The organism is Neorhizobium alkalisoli, from assembly GCF_007829835.1.
GTDB lineage: Bacteria > Pseudomonadota > Alphaproteobacteria > Rhizobiales > Rhizobiaceae > Neorhizobium.
Map to the genome: position 1 here is coordinate 367,966 of NZ_VIWP01000004.1, position 18,796 is coordinate 386,761.

Consider the following 18,796-nt stretch of genomic DNA (forward strand, 5'->3'; position numbering starts at 1 on the left):
GGCTGATTCGGGGCGCGTGAAGGGGACATTGATGGAGCGGCTGGCAGGCAGGATCATGCTTCTCTGGGGCTGGCCGCGCGCAATATTGGCTATTCTGGCCGGCGCGCTTGGCGCGCTTGCTTTGCCGCCCTTCGGTTTCTTCGCGGCCTTCTTCGTCTCTTTCACGGTCTTCGTCTGGCTGATGGACGGCACGACCGGTCATCCGAATGGTGGCCTGTTCAGCCGTGCCCGCTCGGCGTTTTTCCTCGGCTGGCTGTTCGGCTTCGGTTATTTCGTCGCCGGCCTCTGGTGGCTCGGCAATGCGCTGCTGGTCGACGCCGAGGAATTCGCCTGGGCGCTGCCGCTCGCCGTCTTCGGCCTGCCGGCCTATCTGGCGCTGTTTTACGGTCTGGCAGCGCTTGTCGCCCGCATCCTCTGGTCGGACGGGCTGGGGCGTATTGCCGCACTCGCCTTCAGTTTTGGCCTTGCCGAGTGGCTTAGAAGTTTCGTGCTGACCGGCTTCCCCTGGAACGCGATCGGCTATGGCGCCATGCCGATGCCGATCATGATGCAGTCTGCGGCCCCGCTTGGCATTTTCGGCGTCACGGTTCTCGCTGTCTTCGTTTTCTCCGCGCCAGCACTAATCGGCACGAAAAAGGGCATGGGGTTGGGCCTCGCCGTCGCGGCGCTTCTCTTCTGCGCCCATTTCGGTTTCGGTTATTGGCGGCTTCACGGTGCGGATGCTGCGGTCGCTGCTGCCTCGAAGGATCCTATCGAAGTGAGGATCGTCCAGCCGCTGATCGACCAGTCGCGCAAGCTGGACGACAATGAAAGGCACTCGATCTTCGAGGAACATCTGACGCTCTCGGCGCTGCCACCGCAGAACGGCGGCAAGAGACCCGATGTCATTGTCTGGCCCGAGACCTCCATCCCCTTCATATTGACCGACAATCCGGATGCCCTGTCGCGCATCGCTGATGTCCTGCAGGACGGTCAGGTGCTGATCACCGGCGCCGTGCGCGCTGAAAATGCCGGTGTCGGTTTTGCGCCGCGTTATTACAATTCCATCTATGTCATCGACAGTCAGGGCCAGATCATTTCGGCCTCCGACAAGGTGCATCTCGTCCCGTACGGCGAATATGTGCCCTACGAGGATCTGCTGAGGCAGGTCGGCATAACCGATGCGATCGCCATGCCGGGCGGCTTTTCCGCCGCCTCGACCCGCTCGCTGCTCACGCTTCCCGGTGGCCGCAGCTTTTATCCTCTGATCTGCTACGAGGCGATCTTCCCCGACGAGATCGATGACTCGGTGGAGCGCACCAGTGCGCTTCTCAACGTCACCAATGATGGCTGGTTCGGGGCCACGCCCGGCCCTTACCAGCATTTCCTCCAGGCCCGCATCCGTGCGGTCGAAACCGGCCTGCCGTTGATTCGCAGTGCAAATACCGGAGTTTCCGCCTTTGTGGACCCTTTCGGCAGGGTCGTGGAGGGGATGGACTACAATCAAAAAGGTGTGATCGATTCAACCATCGGGAGCATACCTGTTGCGCATTGGTACGCACATACCCGTCAGAGTTACTTCTGGTTGGTAATGGTTGTAATGTTGTCGATTGCAGCGATCTCGCGCACAAGTTTTAAATTTAAGAAGAATTGACCAAAAACCCCTAAAATTGCATAGTGCCTGAGCCTCTAGTCCCGCCATGCGCTTCAACTGTTGGAACCGTTGTGCCTAACAACGCGAAGTGTATCCCCCACACGCGGACACCAGGTTGGATAGACAGCAACTTTATCAGGACGTCGTTATGATCGAGAATAAAAAGAAGCCGAACCCGATAGATATTCATGTCGGGAGTCGGATTCGTTTGCGTCGGACTATGCTTGGAATGAGCCAGGAAAAATTGGGGGAAAGCCTTGGCATTACATTCCAGCAGATCCAGAAATACGAAAAGGGAACGAACCGCGTCGGCGCAAGCCGTCTGCAGAACATTTCCAGCATCCTGAACGTTCCGGTTTCATTCTTCTTCGAAGATGCCCCGGGTGATCAGGCCGGTGGTGCGAACGGGATGGCGGAGGCGTCCAGCTCGAACTACGTGGTCGACTTCCTGTCGTCCTCTGAAGGCCTTCAGCTGAACCGCGCTTTTGTAAAGATCGCCGACCCGAAGGTTCGCCGTCGTCTCGTCGATCTCGTCAAGTCGCTCGCAGCGGATGCCGAAGTGGAATAACCGGTCCTATCCGGCTTCTTTGAAAAAGCGGCTTTCAGGGCCGCTTTTTTTATGCGTGCGATTGCGCACGAAAACCCCACGTTCACACATAAAGATATATTTATGTGGTTGTACGCTTGTTTTCGAGCCGCCGACTCAGTACACAAGCTTGGTCTATTCTTTGAGGGGAATCCCGTAATGCGCGCTAGCTACCTGTTCACGAGCGAGTCTGTGGCCGAGGGCCATCCGGACAAGGTTTGTGACCGTATTTCCGATGAAATCGTGGATCTCGTCTATCGCGAGGCTGCCAAGACCGGAGTTGATCCCTGGTCGGTGCGCATCGCCTGCGAGACGCTCGCCACCACCAATCGCGTCATCATCGCCGGTGAAGTCCGTCTTCCGCCGAGCCTGATGAAGAAGGACAAGAACGGCAACGACGTCATCAACCCGTCGAAGTTCAAGTCCGCTGCCCGCAAGGCGATCCGCGACATCGGCTACGAGCAGGACGGCTTCCATTGGAAGACTGTCAAGATCGACGTTCTCCTGCATTCGCAGTCTGCCGATATCGCCCAGGGCGTTGACAGCGCAGCCGACAAGCAGGGCGACGAAGGTGCCGGTGACCAGGGCATCATGTTCGGTTACGCCTGCAAGGAAACGCCGGACCTCATGCCGGCTCCGATCTATTATTCGCACAAGATCCTGCAGCTCCTCGCAACCGCCCGCAAGAAGGGCGAGGGCGAAGCTGCCAAGCTTGGCCCTGACGCCAAGAGCCAGGTCACCGTCCGTTACGAAAACGGCAAGCCCGCCGCCGTCGACTCGATCGTCCTCTCCACCCAGCATCTCGATGAGAACTGGGATTCGAAGAAGGTTCGCCAGGTCGTCGAGCCCTATATCAAGGAAGCTCTCGGCGAACTGCCGATTGCTGCCGATTGCAAGTGGTACATCAACCCCACCGGCAAGTTCGTCATCGGTGGTCCGGATGGTGATGCTGGCCTGACCGGCCGCAAGATCATCGTCGACACTTACGGCGGTGCTGCTCCGCACGGCGGCGGCGCATTCTCCGGCAAGGACACGACCAAGGTCGACCGTTCGGCTGCTTACGCTGCCCGTTACCTCGCCAAGAACGTCGTTGCTGCCGGCTTTGCCGAACGTTGCACGATCCAGATCTCCTACGCGATCGGCATTGCCCAGCCGCTGTCGATCTATGTCGATCTGCACGGCACCGGCCATGGCGTTACCGAAGATCAGGTCGAAGCCGCGATCCGCAAGGTCATGGACCTGTCGCCGACCGGCATCCGCCGCCACCTCGACCTCAACAAGCCGATCTACGCGAAGACTTCTGCCTACGGCCATTTCGGCCGCAAGTCTGGTCGCGACGGCTCGTTCTCCTGGGAAAAGACGGATCTCGTCAAGCCGCTCAAGGAAGCGATGAAGGCCGAAGTTCTGCAGGCTGCCTGATCGGCCTTTACGAACGACCCCAGAAAACAGTAAAGCGGGTGCCTTCGCGCGAAGGCGCCCGCTTTGTCATTACGAGAGCCGGCTTTGTTACTATGAGAGACTGTGAAGCATGACCGACCAGCAGCATCCAGGCCGCGCCACCGAAGCCTTTTTCGGCCGCCGCAAGGGCAAGGCACTCCGCGAGCGTCAGGCGGAGGGCATGGCGACGCTTCTGCCGCAGCTGAAGCTCGACCTTCAGACACCGGCGCCGGCCTCCCTGGTCGAGTTGTTTCAGGCGCCCGTCGAAAATATCCGCATGGAAATCGGTTTCGGCGGCGGCGAACATCTCATTCACCGCGCCCAGGAAAATCCCGCGACCGGCTTTATCGGCGTCGAGCCCTTCGTCAATTCGATGGCAAAGCTGATCACCCGCGTCGAGGATCTCGGGCTTAAAAACATCCGCGTCTATGATGATGACGCCACGCAGGTACTGGACTGGCTTCCGGAGGCCTCTGTCGGCCGTATCGATCTGCTCTATCCCGATCCGTGGCCGAAGCGGAAGCATTGGAAAAGGCGGTTCGTTTCGCAGGTCAATCTCGACCGTTTTCATCGGGTGCTGAAACCCGGCGGCCTTTTCTGTTTCGCGTCCGACATCGATACCTATGTCAACTGGACGCTGATCCATTGCCGCGATCACGGCGGCTTTGCATGGCAGGCCGAGCAGTCTTCCGACTGGCTGACGCCCTTTGCCGGCTGGCCTGGCACGCGTTACGAAAACAAGGCCCGCCGCGAAGGCCGCTCATCGGCCTATCTGATCTTCAAGAGAACCTGACGTCGTCAGGTTCCACGCATGACAATCAGTGCAGGCTGACCGTCTTCAGGTCGTCTTCAGCGGCCTTGAAGAAGGTGCTGGAACGGTTATCGGTGAGGAGGATCGGCGTACCGTCGGCGCCGAACAGAGCCCACAGATCGAGGCTCGGATCGATATCGGGAGCTTCCGGGAAACAGCGGGAAACTTCATCCGATTTCATCTTGCGAATGTACCCAACCTCGCCGTTGCCGAGGTGTTCGAGCTGGGACTGCGTCAAACGCGTATTCGCTTCTTTCAAGAGCATTCCTGCCTCCAGTAGTGAGGGCGCATCAGCGATGATGCTGATGCTCTACTGTGAGACGGAAATGTTAATTTTTCGCACTACGCGGTCGGGTTCCAGGCGGGTGAGGTCGATCGAAAGAAGGCCATTCTTGAGGACGGCGCCAGACACTTCCATGCCGTCTGCAAGTACGAAAATCCGCTGAAACTGGCGCGCTGCGATGCCGCGATAGAGATATTCCCGCTCGCCCTGATCGACCTGTCGGCCACGGATAAAAAGTTGATTTTCTTCGGTCGTCACGTCGAGTTCGGCTTCGGAAAACCCGGCAACGGCAAGTGTGATTCGCAACAGATCGGTCGTCGCGGTGCGAATGCGCTCGATATTGTAGGGCGGATAGCCATCATTGCCCTTGCTCAAGCGTTCAAGCGTCTTTTCCATGGCGTCGAAGCCCAGAAGCAGCGGGCTTGCGAACGGCGTCGTCCGGCTCATCGAGACAGTCCTTGTTTAAGCGACCTGGTCTGGTTCACACGACCTTGCCAACGTCCGTAAGGCCCGCCGACGCCCTCTATATGGGGGCTTGCCCGATTGATCGCAAGCCGATCCCGGGGCTGAAGCCCGAGACTTGACAATCGCGGCCAAGCCAGCCCAGAAACCCATAAGAAATCAGGGCCCGTCATAAATCAGGGGAAGCCCATGGGAGAGATCATGCAACGCAGAAAGATCATCATCGACACGGATCCGGGCCAGGACGATGCCGCAGCGCTTATGCTGGCTTTCGGCAGCCCCGACGAGATCGAGATCCTCGGCCTCACCGCCGTCGCCGGCAATGTGCCGCTCTCCTTCACCAGCCGCAACCTGCGCATCGTCTGCGAACTCTGCGGCCATCCGGAAGCAAAAGTTTACGAAGGCGCGCTGAAGCCGCTCAACCGCCCGCAGGTGACAGCCGAGCATGTTCACGGCAAGACGGGCCTCGATGGCGCTGAACTGCCAGAGCCGACCATGCTGCCGCAGGAGCAGAACGCGATCGATTTCATCATCGAGACGCTGCGCCGCGAACCGGAAGGCACCGTGACGCTCTGCACGCTTGGTCCGCTCACCAATATCGCCATGGCGCTCACTAAAGCACCGGACATCGCGCCGCGCGTAAAAGAGCTGGTGATGATGGGCGGTGGTTTTTCAGAAGGCGGCAACATTACGCCGGCCGCGGAGTTCAACATCTATGTCGACCCGGAAGCCGCCAAGATCGTCTTTGGCGCCGGCATTCCGCTCGTTATCATGCCGCTCGACGTCACCCACCAGCTTCTGACTAGGAAGGCCCGCGTCGAGAAGATTGCGGCACTCGGCACGCGTCCGGCTCAGGTCCTGGTCGAATGGCTGGCCTTTTTCGAGCGTTTCGACATCGAGAAATACGGCTCCGACGGCGGCCCGCTGCATGATCCGACCGTGATCGCCTACCTCCTGAAGCCGGAACTCTTCTCTGGCCGGGAATGCAATGTCGAGATCGAGGTGGAATCCGAGCTGACGGTCGGCATGACCGTCGTCGACTGGTGGCGGGTGACCGACCGTAAGCCGAATGCGACCTTCATGCGCACTGTCGATGCGGATGGCTTTTTCGAGCTTCTGACGGAGCGTGTCGGCCGGCTCTGAGCTGGCGTTTTCGGTTGAGGAATTGCCCCTCACCCTAACCCTCTCCCCGTAAACGGGGCGAGGGGACGTGGCCTTATTGAGGCATGGAGCGTGCGGCAAATGTCCTTCTCCCCGTCAGAACGGGGAGAAGGTGCCGGCAGGCGGATGAGGGGCAGTCGCAACCGAAAAGGCTGCCCTCTCAAAGCCCATAAAAATCCACCATGATCTTCCAGGCTTCGTCAGCCGTCTCGACAAAATTGATCAGGTCGATATCGCCCGGCGCGATCGTGCCGAATTCGGCAAGCGCCTCGAAGTTGATAATCGTGCGCCAGAATTTTTCGCCGAACAGGATGAGCGGGATGCGCTCCATCCGCTTCGTCTGGATCAGTGTCAGCGCCTCGAACATTTCGTCCAGCGTGCCGAATCCGCCCGGGAAGACCGCGACCGCCTTCGCCCGCATCATGAAATGCATCTTGCGGATCGCGAAATAGTGGAAGTTGAACGAAAGCTCGGGCGTGACATAGCGGTTCGGCGCTTGCTCGTGCGGCAGCATGATGTTGAGGCCGATACTCGGGGCGCCGGCTTCTGCAGCGCCGCGATTGCCGGCTTCCATGACGCCGGGGCCACCGCCGGTGACGACGACATATTCCTGATGGTGGAAGGCGGCCGACTGCTTGCCGCAGAGCTCCGCGAACTTGCGGGCCTCCTCGTAATAGACCGAGGCGGCCGTCAGGCTGTTGCGCTGAACCTCGTTATGGGCGGCCCACGGCACCTGTCCGGGTGCCGGAATGCGGGCGCCGCCGAAAAGCACGACAGTCGATTTGATGCCCTGCTCGGTCAGCATCATCTCCGCCTTCATCAGCTCCAGCTGCAGGCGGACGGGGCGAAGTTCCTCGCGGCCGAGAAATTCCTCGTCCGCATAGGCCAGGCGATAGGAAGGCGATTCCGTCTGCGGCGTTTTCGGCTGGCCGGCGGCCGCATGCTTGTCGGCCTTGTTGTCCTTCAGCGGATCCCAGACGCCGTCATCCCGCCGTGGTCCGTCTTTTGTCGCCTTCGCCATGGTCTTTGCCTTCCTTCCGCGTCAATTCGACCATCGCCGATGGGCCATCGGGAATCGGGATTGACGCCAATTCACATTGACGCTTGAGTGGCGGTCGCTTAGAGCAAATGACACCATTTGGCCACCCGACCGCGCCTTCCAAACCATCACGATATCGCGCGACGTTTAAGGATTCCCCATGAGCAGCATCGACCTCGCCAGCCTCGAAAAGACCATCGAGACCGCCTTCGACAATCGCGACAGCGTGACGGTCTCGACCAAAGGCGAGGTACGCGACGCCGTTGAGACCTCGCTCAACCTGCTCGACAGCGGCGAAGCCCGCGTTGCCGTCCGTGGTGCCGATGGCGCCTGGACTGTCAACCAGTGGCTCAAGAAGGCCGTTCTCCTCTCCTTCCGCCTCAACGACATGGAAGTCGTCAAGAACGGCCCCGGCAATTCGACCTGGTGGGACAAGGTTCCGTCCAAGTTCGAAAACTGGGGCGAAAACCAGTTCCGTGCCGCCGGTTTCCGCGCCGTGCCGAATGCCGTCGTGCGCCGCTCGGCCTATATCGCCAAGAACGTCGTGTTGATGCCGTCCTTCGTCAACCTCGGCGCTTTCGTTGATGAAGGCACGATGGTCGATACCTGGGCAACGGTCGGCTCCTGCGCGCAGATCGGCAAGCATGTCCATCTTTCCGGCGGCGTCGGCATCGGTGGCGTTCTGGAGCCGATGCAGGCTGGCCCGACCATCATCGAGGACAATTGCTTCATCGGCGCCCGTTCGGAAGTCGTCGAAGGCTGCATCATCCGCGAAGGCTCGGTCCTCGGCATGGGCGTCTACATCGGCAAGTCGACAAAGATCGTCAACCGCGCCACCGGCGAAGTCTTTTACGGCGAAGTACCGCCTTACTCGGTCGTCGTCGCCGGCTCCATGCCGTCGGGCAATGCCACCATGCCGAATGGCCTTGCCGCGCCGCATCTCTATTGCGCCGTGATCGTCAAGACGGTCGATGAAAAGACCCGCTCCAAGACCGGCATCAACGAACTGCTGCGCGACTGAGAAAAGCCGATCATTCAAACATGTCCGTTTCCGATCCCGTCGAAAATCTGAAAACCCTGATCCGCTGCCCTTCGGTAACACCTGCCGAGGGCGGCGCCTTGTCCGCGCTGGAGGCGATGCTGTCGCCGCTCGGCTTCAGGGTCGAGCGTATGGTGGCGACGGAACCGGGCATGCCGGATATCGAAAACCTCTATGCCCGACTTAGCACTGAAGGCCCGCATCTGATGTTTGCCGGCCATACGGACGTCGTGCCAGTCGGCGACGAGGCGAGCTGGAGCCATCCGCCATTCTCCGCTGAGATCGAAGACGGAGAAATGTTCGGCCGCGGCGCCGTCGACATGAAGGGCGGTATCGCCTGTTTCGTCGCAGCCGTCGCCCGCCACATCGAAGAGCATGGTGCGCCAAAGGGATCGATCTCCTTCCTGATCACCGGCGATGAGGAAGGCCCAGCCGTCAACGGCACGGACAAGCTCCTGAAATGGGCCGCCGAAAAAGGCGAGCGCTGGGACGCCTGCCTGGTCGGCGAACCGACCAACCCGGATGTGCTCGGCGATATGATCAAGATCGGCCGCCGTGGCTCCGTCTCGGGCAAGGTGACCGTTTTCGGCGTGCAGGGCCACGCCGCCTATCCGCATCTCGCTGACAATCCGGTGCGCGGCCTGCTGCCGCTGGCCAGCGCGCTGATGGATCCGCCCTTCGATGCCGGCACGCCTGAATTCCCGGCCTCCAATCTGGAAGTGACCTCGGTCGATGTCGGTAATCCGGCGACCAATGTCATCCCGGCCAAGGCGGCCTTCTCCTTCAACATCCGTTTCAACGACACCTGGACGGCCGAGACGGTGAGGGCGGAAATCCTGCGCCGCCTCGACGCGGCCGCCGCTGAAGACACGTTGCGGCCCGGTCGCGATCCGATCCGCTACGAAATGGTCTGGGCCGAACGCCCGAGCCATGTTTTTCTGACCCGCAACAACGCGCTGATCAGCTCGCTTTCGGGGGCGGTGGAGAAGGTCACCGGCCGCACGCCGCAGCTTTCGACCACCGGCGGCACCTCGGATGCACGTTTCATCAAGGATTATTGCCCGGTCGTCGAATTCGGCCTTGTCGGCCAGACCATGCATATGATCGATGAACGGGTTGCCCTTGCCGATCTGGAAACGTTGACACAGATCTACGGCACCTTCCTCTCCCGCTGGTTCGGCGATGCCACCCTTCCATGATGTCCGGTTTCACCTCGAAGGCCTCTGGCTGCTGATCCAGGGCGACGCGCGGGGCCTGCAGCGGTTCGATATTTCCGATGCCGGCGTGTTGCGCTCGTTTCATGCCGCCCTCTGGTGTGTGCCGGCCATCCTGATCGGTTGGGTTTTCCAACGGATCGCCTACTTTCACGCCTATCCCTATGGCGGTGAGAGCATGACGACCTTCGTCACCAAGATGATCGTCATCGAGGCGGCTCAGTGGGGCCTGCCAGTCCTCTGCCTTGCCGGCCTTTCCTTTGCCTTGCAGTTCCGGCCTTTGTTGCGGACGCTGATTGTCGCGCGCAACTGGTTTGCCGTGCCATTGGCCTATCTCGTCGCGGTGGTTCTGACGCCTGTCCGACTTCTGTCGGATCAGAAGGGTGGCGCCAGCGCTTTCACGACATTCAGTTCGACGGCTCTTTCGCTCGCCTTATGGGCAGGCGTCCTCATTCTCGGCTGGCGGATGCTGGTGACGATCATGGGCGGCTCGCCCTGGGTTCGTGGTGCCACGCTTGTTCTTCTGATCTTCTGCCAGCTGGTATTGGTGCAGGGGGTCGCAAGCTTGATGGGAGTGCATGCCGCATGATGTATGCCAGACGTGCTTTCACCGGAGGTGTCTATGCCTTCCTATCATGAAGTCAGGCTTTATCTCATCGGCCTGTTCCTGCTGATCAGGGGTGATCGGCAGGGTTTCCGCATGCTCGATATTTCTGATCGCGGCATGATGCGGTCTTTCTGGGCCTTTGTCTGGTGCCTGCCGGCCATGGCCGTATCCTGGCTGTGGTGGCGCTCACTCTTCCTGAACGGCATGCCGCGCGATACAAAAGTCGGCGGCATCTTTTTCGTGCGGCTGGCCATGCTGGAAGTGATGGACTGGATCCTGCCACTGATCTTTGTCGGTCTCGTCTGCGCGCTGCTCGGCATCGGCAAGAAATTCCCGGCTTTGGTGATTACCTTCAACTGGCTGTCGATCCCCTTCGCTTATGCCTATGGCATCCTCAGCATCGGCTTCCTTCTGCATGTCGGCATAGACGGCCTGCTGGCGATCGTACACCTCTGCCTGCTGATCCTGATGGTCGTCTGCGTCATCCGCATCACAAGGCTGATCTGCGGCCCGCAGCCGCTGATCGTCACCACGCTGGTCATGGTGCTGATCGTGCCGGACATGCTTCTCTCCGAAGCCATGCAGCGTTTTCTTGAGGTCTATCCGACCTGACGCATCTCGCGCAAAAGTGTGACGCGGTTTTGCGATAACGACATGCGATTCAAGTGGCTGGTTCGGCGTCGCCCGGATAATCGACCTGCATGAAATAGAGCCCTTGCGGCGGTGCCACCGGGCCACAGGCCTTGCGGTCGCGTGCTTCGAGCGCGGCGCGCACGTCATCCGGTGTCATCTTGCCTTCGCCGGCGAGTTTCAGCGTGCCGGCGAACGAACGGATCTGATTGTGCAAAAAGCTCTGGGCGGTGGCGCGGATCTCGATCAGGTCGCCATGGCGCGTCACATCCAGCCGGTCGAGCGTGCGCATCGGGCTTTTTGCCTGGCAATGGACCGAGCGGAAGGTGGTAAAATCGTGGTGGCCAACAAGCGTCTGGGCGGCCGCATGCATCGCCTCGTGATCGAGCGTCTTCGACACCCACCAGGCCTGCCCGGCCTCGATCGCCAGCGGCGAGGGCCGGCTGATGATGCGGTAGAGATAATGCCGCTTGATTGCCGAAAACCGTGCGTCGAACGTCTCATCCACCTGCATGACGTCGATCACGGCGACCTTCTCATTCGCCATCATCAGATGCGCATTCAACGCATTGCGCAGCTTGAAAGGTTGCCAGTCGCGTGAAAGATCGGCATGGACCACCTGTCCACGCGCATGCACGCCGGAATCGGTGCGGCCTGCACCGCGGACGGACACCGTTTCACCAGTCAGCGAAAGAATGGCTTTCTGCAGCGCCGCCTGCACCGAATGGCCATTCTCCTGGCTCTGCCAGCCGACATAGGATGTGCCGTCATATTCGACGCGCATGCGGAACCGCGGCATCAGGGCGTTCCCGCCGGCGATGGCAGCAACGTCCCCGCGGCAAGCGGCGTGCCGCGCAGGAAATCCGCGGCGGCCAGAGGCTTTCCGCCTGCCTTCTGCAGCCGGGTCAACCTTACTGCGCCTTCGTCGCAGGCGATCGTCAGCGCGTCGTCGAGCACCGTACCAGCCACACCTTCGCCAGTGCCAATTTCGGAACCGAGAACCTTGATCCGCTCAGGCTTGCCGTTGATCTCCGCCTCGAACCAGGCGCCGGGGAAGGGGGAGAGGCCGCGGATATGGTTATGCACGTCGTGCACCGGTCGCGCAAAATCGATGCGTGTCTCACCCTTGTCGATCTTGGCGGCATAAAGCACGCCCTCGTCGGATTGCGGCGTCAGCGGCAGGTCACGAGCCTTGAGCTTTTCCATCGCCTCGACCATGGCACGGGCGCCGACCAGCATCAGCTTGTCATGCAGCTCACCGGCTGTCATCGCCTCGCCGATCGCCACTTCCTTCGTCAGCGCAACGGGACCGGTATCGAGGCCCTTTTCCATCTGCATCACCATCATGCCGGTCTTTTCGTCGCCGGCCATGATCGCCCGCTGGATCGGAGCGGCTCCCCGCCAGCGCGGCAGGAGCGAGGCATGGCCATTGTAGCAGCCGAGCTTGGTGCCGGTGAGGATCGCTTCCGGCAGAAGCAGGCCATAGGCAACGACGACCGCGACATCCGCCTCGAAGGCGCGAAATGTCTCGCGGTCTTCCTCGACCTTGAAGTTGAGCGGTGTCAGCACCGGAATTCCGAGCAGTTCGGCTGCCTGATGCACCGGCGACTTGACGAGATCGAGCCCACGCCGCCCGCCCGGCCGCGGCGGCTGGCTATAGACGGCAACGATCTCGTGCCCGGCCTGTTTCAGGTTCTGCAATGTCGGCACGGAAAATTCCGGCGTGCCCATGAAGATGATGCGAAGAGACATATGTGTCGCCCGTTCCTGTTCAGGCGCCTTCAAACGGGTTTACGAGGCGAAGATCAAGCCCCTCGAAGTCCTTTACGTTGCGCGTGGCGAGTGTTGCGCCGTTGGCAAGGCAGATGGCGGCGATCATGGCGTCCTGCACGGAGATCGGCCGGCCGGTGCTTTCGCGGCGGGCGCGGATCTTGCCCGCCAAAATCGCATTCTCAGGTGTCAGCGGCAAAACTCTGCCATCAAATGCCTTAAGGGTGTCAACAAGCTTGTTTTCATGCTTGATCGAGCCATGTTTTAACAGGAAGCGTTCGGCACCATAAGCCTGCTCCATCACGACAATATCGCAAAGATAGATGTCGGCCCCGACATTGGCGTGATACCAGCGGCTAACATCCTGATGAAGCTTGGGGTGGGTGAGTTCCGAAATGACGTTCGTGTCGAGGACGATCACTCGAAGTCCTCAAATGGCCGCCCGAAATCACGTTTTCGCTCCGCCTCGATTTCATCCATGATCTTGATGTACTCGGCAGCCTCTTCCTCGCTGTCCGCCCTCATGATGGATCGAAGCACCTCAAGAGCCGATTGCTCATTCGCGGAAGCGTCTCGGAGACCGGATGGATGGTCGTCTTCCGGGAATTCACGCTGCAGAATCGTCTTGACCTCGTCGGACACGCTGTGTCCGGCCCTGTCGGCGCGCGCCGCAAGACTTTCGGTCAACCCTTCGGAAATATCGCGAACCAGTAGATCAGCCATGCTCACCTCCTGAGATATTTTCCATATCTTAGGTATCGCAACCCCGTTTTACAACGCAACCCTCGGCTCACTTGCCCTTGGCGGCCTTGGTGAACTTCTTGATCACCATCTCGCGTTTCAGCCGGGAGATATGGTCGATGAACAGCACGCCGTTCAGGTGGTCGATCTCGTGCTGCAGGCAGGTGGCGAGCAGGCCGTCGGCCTCTACCACGTGTTCCTTGCCGTCGCGGCCGATATGTCGGACGGTGATTGTCGCCGGCCGTTCGACCTCGGCATAATATTCCGGAATGGAGAGGCAGCCCTCTTCATAAACCGAGCCTTCTTCCGAGAACTTGACGATTTCCGGATTGATGAAGACCTGCGGTGCCGGCTCTTCACCTTCCCGTGCAAGGTCGATCACCAGGATGCGGCGCGGCACACCGATCTGGATGCCGGCAAGGCCGATGCCCGGCGCGTCATACATGGTTTCCAGCATGTCGTCGGCAAGCGTCAGCAATTCGCTGTCCACCCGTTCGATCGGGGCGGAAACCTGGCGCAGAAGCGGATCGGGAAGGATGATAAGCGGCTTGATCGTCATGCGCTCCCCATAACCTATCTTTTTCAAGGATGGAACAGGCATCGATCGTCCGGAATGCGCAATGTTCATGGTTTGATCTTTTCAAGCGGTGGATTTCTGATAGGTTTTGGCAATGACCGATTTCATTGCCCGCCTCACCGCATTTTTCGCCGCTCAGCCGCCCGTCTTGATCGCGGTAATCGCCGCCGTCGCGATCCTGATTGCGGGGGCCCCCATTCTGCGCCGCGGCTCCGACCGCGCGGCAGATGAGGCGCAGGAGCAGCTGTCGGAACTGATCCGTCTGCAGAGCGAAATGCAGGGTCGCCTTTCCGCCATGACGGAAGCGTTCTCCACGCGTCAGGGCGAGCTCAATCAGGCGGTCAACCAGCGTCTCGACGGCATGTCGCACCGGATCGGCGCGACAATTGCCGAGCAGACGAAATCGACCCATGACAATCTCAGGCAATTGCAGGAGCGGCTGGCGGTCATCGATGCGGCCCAGAATAATATCCAGACGCTGGCCAAGGATGTCGTCGGCCTGCAGGCCATCCTCTCCAACAAGCAGACGCGCGGCGCATTCGGCCAGGGGCGGATGGAGACGATCATCGCCGATGGCCTGCCGATCGGCGCCTACGCCTTCCAGTCGACCCTGTCGAACGGCAGCCGGCCCGATTGTACGGTGAGGATGCCGAATGGCGCACCACCGCTGGTGATCGATGCGAAATTCCCACTGGAAGCCTGGAACGCCTTTCGCGAGGCGACCGCGCCAGAAGCGCGCCGCTCGGCCGGTCAGCAGTTTCGCCGCGATCTCGAGGTGCATATTCGCGATATTGCGGAAAAATATCTGATTGCTGGCGAGACGCAGGATACGGCTTTCATGTTCGTGCCGTCCGAATCGATCTTCGCCGAGATCCATGAGCATTTCGAGGCATCTGTGCAGAAGGCCCAACGTGCCCGTATCGTCATCGTCTCGCCGTCGCTGCTGATGTTGTCGATCCAGGTTATCCAGGCGGTGTTGAAGGATCAGCGCATGCGCGAACAGGCGCATCTCATCCAGGGCGAAGTGGCATTGCTGATGGAAGATCTCGGCCGGCTCGACGAGCGGACGCGAAAACTGCAGGCGCATTTTCTGGCCGCGCAGAAGGATGTCGAGCAGATCGTCACCTCCAACGAAAAACTTGCCCGCCGCGGCGGCAGGATCGCAGCGCTGGAACTCGAAGCGCCGGCATCGGCGGAAGCGGAGCCGATGCCCAATTCCAGCCCCAGGGTAAATCCACAACCCGTCGAAAGCCGGACAGGACTTCTGAAGCTGCGGGTAGTTGACGAGGACTGATCGTCTCGGGCAGTGTCGCGCGCGTTTTATCGGAAAGGCTCGGACCGCACATGATCACCGTCTTCGGCTCCATCAACATGGATCTCATCGCCACCACCGCGCGTCTGCCGGCACCGGGCGAAACCGTCGCCGGATCGAGTTTTGCGACGGCGGCCGGTGGCAAGGGCGCAAACCAGGCGCTGGCGGCTCGCCGTGCAGGCAGTGTCGTGCATATGGCTGGCGCCGTCGGCAATGACGAGTTTGCCGGTCCGGCGCTGACGCTGCTGGAAGAGGCCGGCACGGATCTCTCCGCCGTCGCCCATGTCGCGACCTCGACGGGCACCGCGCTGATCCTCGTTGGTGATGACGGAGAGAACATGATCGCCGTCGTGCCCGGCGCCAATGGCACCGTCAACGCAACGGATGCCGAAGCCGCCGTTTCGGCCATGTCGCCCAAAGATGTCCTGATGCTGCAGTTCGAAGTGCCGGCGGCGGCCGTCGAGGCAGCACTGGTCGCGGCGCGCACACGCGGCGTGCTGACCATGCTCAACACGGCGCCGTTTACTGCCGATACCGTCCGCCTTGCGCGGCTTGCCGATATCGTCGTCGCCAACGAGACCGAATTCGAATTGACCGTCGGCGGCGACGTCAAGGACCGTGCGGCGCGGGAAGAGGCCTTGCGCCGTCTGCATGCCGAAACCGGCCAGACCTTTGTTGTCACGCTTGGCGGCGACGGCGTCATGGCGATCCGTGATGGTGAGATCGTCACGGCCATGGGGCTGAAGATCGAGCCGGTCGATACGGTCGGTGCCGGAGACACGTTCTGCGGTTATCTCGCCGCCAGCCTTGATCAGGGATTTGCCTTTGGCGATGCCCTGCGACGGGCAGCTGTCGCGGGCTCGCTTGCCTGCCTCGCCCGTGGTGCTCAGCCTTCCATTCCGCTGGCGGCGGCAGTCGACGCAGCACGATAATCAGTATTCAGGGCTATCCACGACAGATGACAGCCGGGCTGCGACATGTCCGGTTGTCAGACCGCGCCTAAGCGCGTTTACCGCGCAATCTCGCGGTTGATTTTAATCAAATGGTAGCCATTCCATCCTAGCTTCCGCCTGCATTTCCTGAAGGAACGGCGCCACGCAGCCGGTCTCGCGCCCAATGAATGGGTGTCTCTGATGCACTGTCTCCTCTATCCCGAGAACTGCTCTTGCGAGGCGGCCCGATGTTTCCCCTGCAGCCGAAATCTCTTTCGACGAAGCTTATTCTGCTGACGGGGCTGGCGATTGCCGTCCTGCTGCTGATCACCAACACTTTCCTCATCTTCCAGTCGCGCGAGCGGGTTTCCAGCCTGACGCTCGCCCAGGCGGATGCCGAGGCACGCGCGATCGCCAATGAAGTCGCGATCGACATGGGTCAGATCGCCGGCGCCGCCCGCTCCATGGCCGGTGTCATCGGTCGCGCCCATGCCGGCGGTTATCTCGACCGCAAGGGCGTCACGGATGCCTTGAAGGCCAATCTTGAACAGAACGCCTTTGCCTATGGCAGCTGGTTTGCCGAAGTGCCCGGCGCTTTCGATGGCAAGAATGCCGATCTTGTCGGCAACAAGGATATGGCGGGCAACAAGAAGGGCGAATTCGCGCCTTATTGGACGAAGAGCCGCAGCGGTGAGATTGCCTTCAGTGTCTTCGATATCGACACCCAGGCCGAATGGTATGCCCTGTCCGCCGCCTCGAAAAAGGGCGCCCTAACCCAGCCTTATGTCGAAAGCACGACGGGCGAAAACACGGCCATGAGCTCGGTTACCTATCCGGTCGTCTCGGGTTCGAAATTGATCGGCGTCTCCGGCGTGGACGTCTCGCTCGCCACCCTGTCCAAGAAGCTGCAGGCCATGCGCCCCTTCGGTTCGGGCCGCGTGCTTCTGGTGTCCCAGGGCGGCAAATGGATCGTGCCGGCTGTCGCCGCCAATCTGATGAAGCCGGTGGAAGGCGAGGGTGCCGATGGCCTGCTGGCAGCACTTAAGGCCGGTACGCCGAAGGAAATCTCCAACCTCAAGGCCGATGCTGCCGAGCCCTATGAACGCGTCGTTTATCCGTTCACCGTGCCGGATCTCAACACGACCTGGGCCATTGTCGTCGACGTACCCTCGAGCGTCATTGCAGCACCGGTCCGCGACCAGACCATGATGACCGCCGTGAGTGGTATCCTGCTTCTCGTCGCCGTGCTGATCGCGCTCTATTTCGCAACCGGCGCCTTCATTCGTCGTCCGCTGAAGGCGCTGCTGGAAAGCGTCGCGGTTCTGGGCGAGGGCCGTTACGAGCAGCCGGTCGCCGGCCAGAGCCGCAATGACGAGATCGGTGCCCTGTCGCGTTCGCTCGAAGGTTTCCGCCATACGCTGGCCGATGGCCGTCGACTGGAAGGGGAGGCTGCAACGCAGCGTTCCGCCGCCGAAAGCCATCGCCGTGAGGTCGAGATCGAGCGTGAGGCAAGTGCCGGCGAACAGTCGAAGATTGTCTCCGCGCTCGCATCCGGCCTTGCCGAACTTTCCAACGGCAATCTGTCCTACCGTATTGGCACGGATTTCCCCGGCGAATACGCCAAGCTGAAGAATGACTTCAACAGCGCACTCGCCAGCCTCGAAGGCACGATCACCTCGGTCAACAATTCGGTCGAGACGATCGCCAACGGCACTGGCGAGATTGCGTCGAGCGCCAACGACCTGTCGCGCCGCACCGAGCAGCAGGCGGCAAGCCTCGAAGAGACCGCGGCCGCACTCAACGCCCTGACGCAACAGGTCAATTCCAGCGCCGAAAACGCCGGAAGTGCGGCCTCCACCGTCAATCTGGCCTGTTCCGACGCGGAAAAATCCGGCGAAGTGGTGCAGAAGGCCGTCGCGTCCATGCAGGCGATCGCCCAGTCCTCGCAGGAAATCTCGCGGATCATCGGTGTCATCGACGAGATCGCCTTCCAGACCAACCTTCTCGCGCTGAACGCGGGCGTCGAAGCGGCCCGCGCTGGTGAAGCCGGCAAGGGCTTTGCGGTTGTCGCGCAGGAAGTCCGTGAACTCGCACAGCGTTCTGCGACGGCGGCAAAGGAGATCAAGGAGCTGATCAATACGTCCGCAAGCCAAGTGGGTGAAGGCGTGGATCTCGTTGGCCGGGCCGGTGATGCGCTGCAGAAGATCGCCATTCAGGTCATGCAGATCAACGGCCTGATCGACCGCATCTCCGCCTCCGCCGCCGAACAGGCGGCAGGTTTGAAGGAGATCAATGCGGCGATGAACCAGATGGATCAGGTGACGCAGCAGAACGCCGCCATGGTCGAAGAGGCGACGGCGGCCAGCACGGCGCTGAGCGAAGAGGCAGGCACGCTAAGCTCGCTTGTTTCCCGCTTCCGCACCTCACGTCAGGGCCAAGCCTTCTCGCAGCAGGGTTACGAACGCCGCTACGCGTAAGATCATCGTATAACGCGGCGGCTGGTCCGTCGCGATAAAACAATAGGCCCGCCTCCGGGGCAGGAGGCGGGCCTTTCGACGTTAC

At 60.8% G+C, this 18,796-nt stretch carries 20 protein-coding genes; 12 read left to right on the forward strand and 8 right to left on the reverse strand.

Annotated features, from left to right (window positions below; all coding sequences use genetic code 11):
- The first annotated feature begins 31 nt into the window (after window positions 1-31).
- The 4 genes from lnt (at window position 32) to trmB (ending at window position 4,449) form a co-directional block, all read left to right on the forward strand.
- The gene (gene lnt, locus FHW37_RS17545; RefSeq protein WP_145638688.1) at window positions 32-1,633 is read left to right on the forward strand and encodes an apolipoprotein N-acyltransferase; all 1,602 of its coding nucleotides are present in this window, start codon (window positions 32-34) and stop codon (window positions 1,631-1,633) included.
- A 148-nt stretch (window positions 1,634-1,781) separates the two neighbouring features.
- Complete coding sequence (locus FHW37_RS17550; protein WP_145638690.1) at window positions 1,782-2,201, forward strand: helix-turn-helix domain-containing protein; 420 nt, start codon at window positions 1,782-1,784, stop codon at window positions 2,199-2,201.
- Between the two features lie 177 nt (window positions 2,202-2,378).
- Entirely contained in the window at window positions 2,379-3,638 is a 1,260-nt protein-coding gene (gene metK, locus FHW37_RS17555; RefSeq protein ID WP_145638692.1) for a methionine adenosyltransferase, read from the forward strand.
- 109 nt (window positions 3,639-3,747) lie between these two features.
- Window positions 3,748-4,449, forward strand: a complete 702-nt coding sequence (gene trmB / locus FHW37_RS17560; protein ID WP_145638694.1) for a tRNA (guanosine(46)-N7)-methyltransferase TrmB — start codon at window positions 3,748-3,750, stop codon at window positions 4,447-4,449.
- A gap of 25 nt (window positions 4,450-4,474) precedes the next feature.
- Here trmB and FHW37_RS17565 read toward each other — a convergent pair whose 3' ends face one another.
- Both FHW37_RS17565 and FHW37_RS17570 read right to left on the reverse strand, forming a co-directional pair.
- Window positions 4,475-4,732, reverse strand: coding sequence for a DUF1150 family protein (locus FHW37_RS17565; RefSeq protein ID WP_145638696.1), 258 nt, complete (start codon window positions 4,730-4,732; stop codon window positions 4,475-4,477).
- A 45-nt stretch (window positions 4,733-4,777) separates the two neighbouring features.
- Entirely contained in the window at window positions 4,778-5,197 is a 420-nt protein-coding gene (locus tag FHW37_RS17570) for an Hsp20 family protein (protein ID WP_145638697.1), read from the reverse strand.
- Between the two features lie 213 nt (window positions 5,198-5,410).
- Between FHW37_RS17570 and FHW37_RS17575 the strand changes: the two genes are divergently transcribed.
- Entirely contained in the window at window positions 5,411-6,355 is a 945-nt protein-coding gene (locus FHW37_RS17575) for a nucleoside hydrolase (protein ID WP_145639303.1), read from the forward strand.
- Window positions 6,356-6,533: 178 nt separating this feature from the next.
- On the opposite strand, the gene FHW37_RS17580 is transcribed toward FHW37_RS17575, so the two are convergent.
- Entirely contained in the window at window positions 6,534-7,394 is an 861-nt protein-coding gene (locus FHW37_RS17580; protein ID WP_145638699.1) for an LOG family protein, read from the reverse strand.
- 178 nt (window positions 7,395-7,572) lie between these two features.
- On the opposite strand from FHW37_RS17580, the gene dapD reads away from it, so the two are divergent.
- The 4 genes from dapD to FHW37_RS17600 are packed head-to-tail and all read left to right on the forward strand — an operon-like array spanning window position 7,573 to window position 10,884.
- Entirely contained in the window at window positions 7,573-8,433 is an 861-nt protein-coding gene (gene dapD, locus FHW37_RS17585) for a 2,3,4,5-tetrahydropyridine-2,6-dicarboxylate N-succinyltransferase (RefSeq protein ID WP_145638700.1), read from the forward strand.
- A gap of 20 nt (window positions 8,434-8,453) precedes the next feature.
- Window positions 8,454-9,650, forward strand: a complete 1,197-nt coding sequence (gene dapE / locus FHW37_RS17590; protein WP_145638702.1) for a succinyl-diaminopimelate desuccinylase — start codon at window positions 8,454-8,456, stop codon at window positions 9,648-9,650.
- On the forward strand, window positions 9,634-10,254 hold the full coding sequence (locus FHW37_RS17595) for a hypothetical protein (protein WP_145638704.1): 621 nt from the start codon (window positions 9,634-9,636) through the stop codon (window positions 10,252-10,254). Before dapE ends, FHW37_RS17595 begins: the two co-directional genes overlap by 17 nt.
- A gap of 33 nt (window positions 10,255-10,287) precedes the next feature.
- On the forward strand, window positions 10,288-10,884 hold the full coding sequence (locus FHW37_RS17600; protein ID WP_145638707.1) for a hypothetical protein: 597 nt from the start codon (window positions 10,288-10,290) through the stop codon (window positions 10,882-10,884).
- Window positions 10,885-10,933: 49 nt separating this feature from the next.
- Here the strand turns inward: FHW37_RS17600 and truA are convergent, their stop codons facing one another.
- The 5 genes from truA to def all read right to left on the reverse strand — a co-directional run bounded on the left by truA (window position 10,934) and on the right by def (window position 13,972).
- Window positions 10,934-11,701 carry a tRNA pseudouridine(38-40) synthase TruA gene (gene truA / locus FHW37_RS17605; RefSeq protein WP_145638709.1) on the reverse strand — a complete coding sequence of 256 codons (768 nt, stop codon included), beginning with the start codon at window positions 11,699-11,701 and terminating at the stop codon, window positions 10,934-10,936.
- Complete coding sequence (fmt, locus tag FHW37_RS17610) at window positions 11,701-12,654, reverse strand: methionyl-tRNA formyltransferase (protein ID WP_145638711.1); 954 nt, start codon at window positions 12,652-12,654, stop codon at window positions 11,701-11,703. Before fmt ends, truA begins: the two co-directional genes overlap by 1 nt.
- Before the next feature lie 19 nt (window positions 12,655-12,673).
- Entirely contained in the window at window positions 12,674-13,093 is a 420-nt protein-coding gene (locus tag FHW37_RS17615; RefSeq protein WP_145638713.1) for a type II toxin-antitoxin system VapC family toxin, read from the reverse strand.
- Window positions 13,090-13,395: a FitA-like ribbon-helix-helix domain-containing protein gene (locus FHW37_RS17620; RefSeq protein ID WP_145638715.1), complete on the reverse strand. Its 306-nt coding sequence runs from the start codon at window positions 13,393-13,395 to the stop codon at window positions 13,090-13,092. The genes FHW37_RS17615 and FHW37_RS17620 overlap by 4 nt, the downstream gene beginning before the upstream one ends.
- A 67-nt stretch (window positions 13,396-13,462) precedes the next feature.
- Window positions 13,463-13,972: a peptide deformylase gene (def, locus tag FHW37_RS17625; protein ID WP_145638717.1), complete on the reverse strand. Its 510-nt coding sequence runs from the start codon at window positions 13,970-13,972 to the stop codon at window positions 13,463-13,465.
- Window positions 13,973-14,084: 112 nt separating this feature from the next.
- Here def and FHW37_RS17630 point away from each other — a divergent pair, with 112 nt between their 5' ends.
- From FHW37_RS17630 to FHW37_RS17640, 3 genes are all read left to right on the forward strand, one after another.
- On the forward strand, window positions 14,085-15,284 hold the full coding sequence (locus tag FHW37_RS17630) for a DNA recombination protein RmuC (protein WP_145638719.1): 1,200 nt from the start codon (window positions 14,085-14,087) through the stop codon (window positions 15,282-15,284).
- A 50-nt stretch (window positions 15,285-15,334) separates the two neighbouring features.
- Window positions 15,335-16,234 (forward strand): ribokinase, encoded by a 900-nt coding sequence (locus tag FHW37_RS17635; RefSeq protein ID WP_145638721.1) that lies wholly within the window; start codon window positions 15,335-15,337, stop codon window positions 16,232-16,234.
- 248 nt (window positions 16,235-16,482) lie between these two features.
- Window positions 16,483-18,711 carry a methyl-accepting chemotaxis protein gene (locus FHW37_RS17640; protein ID WP_145638723.1) on the forward strand — a complete coding sequence of 743 codons (2,229 nt, stop codon included), beginning with the start codon at window positions 16,483-16,485 and terminating at the stop codon, window positions 18,709-18,711.
- The last annotated feature ends 85 nt before the right edge of the window (window positions 18,712-18,796 follow it).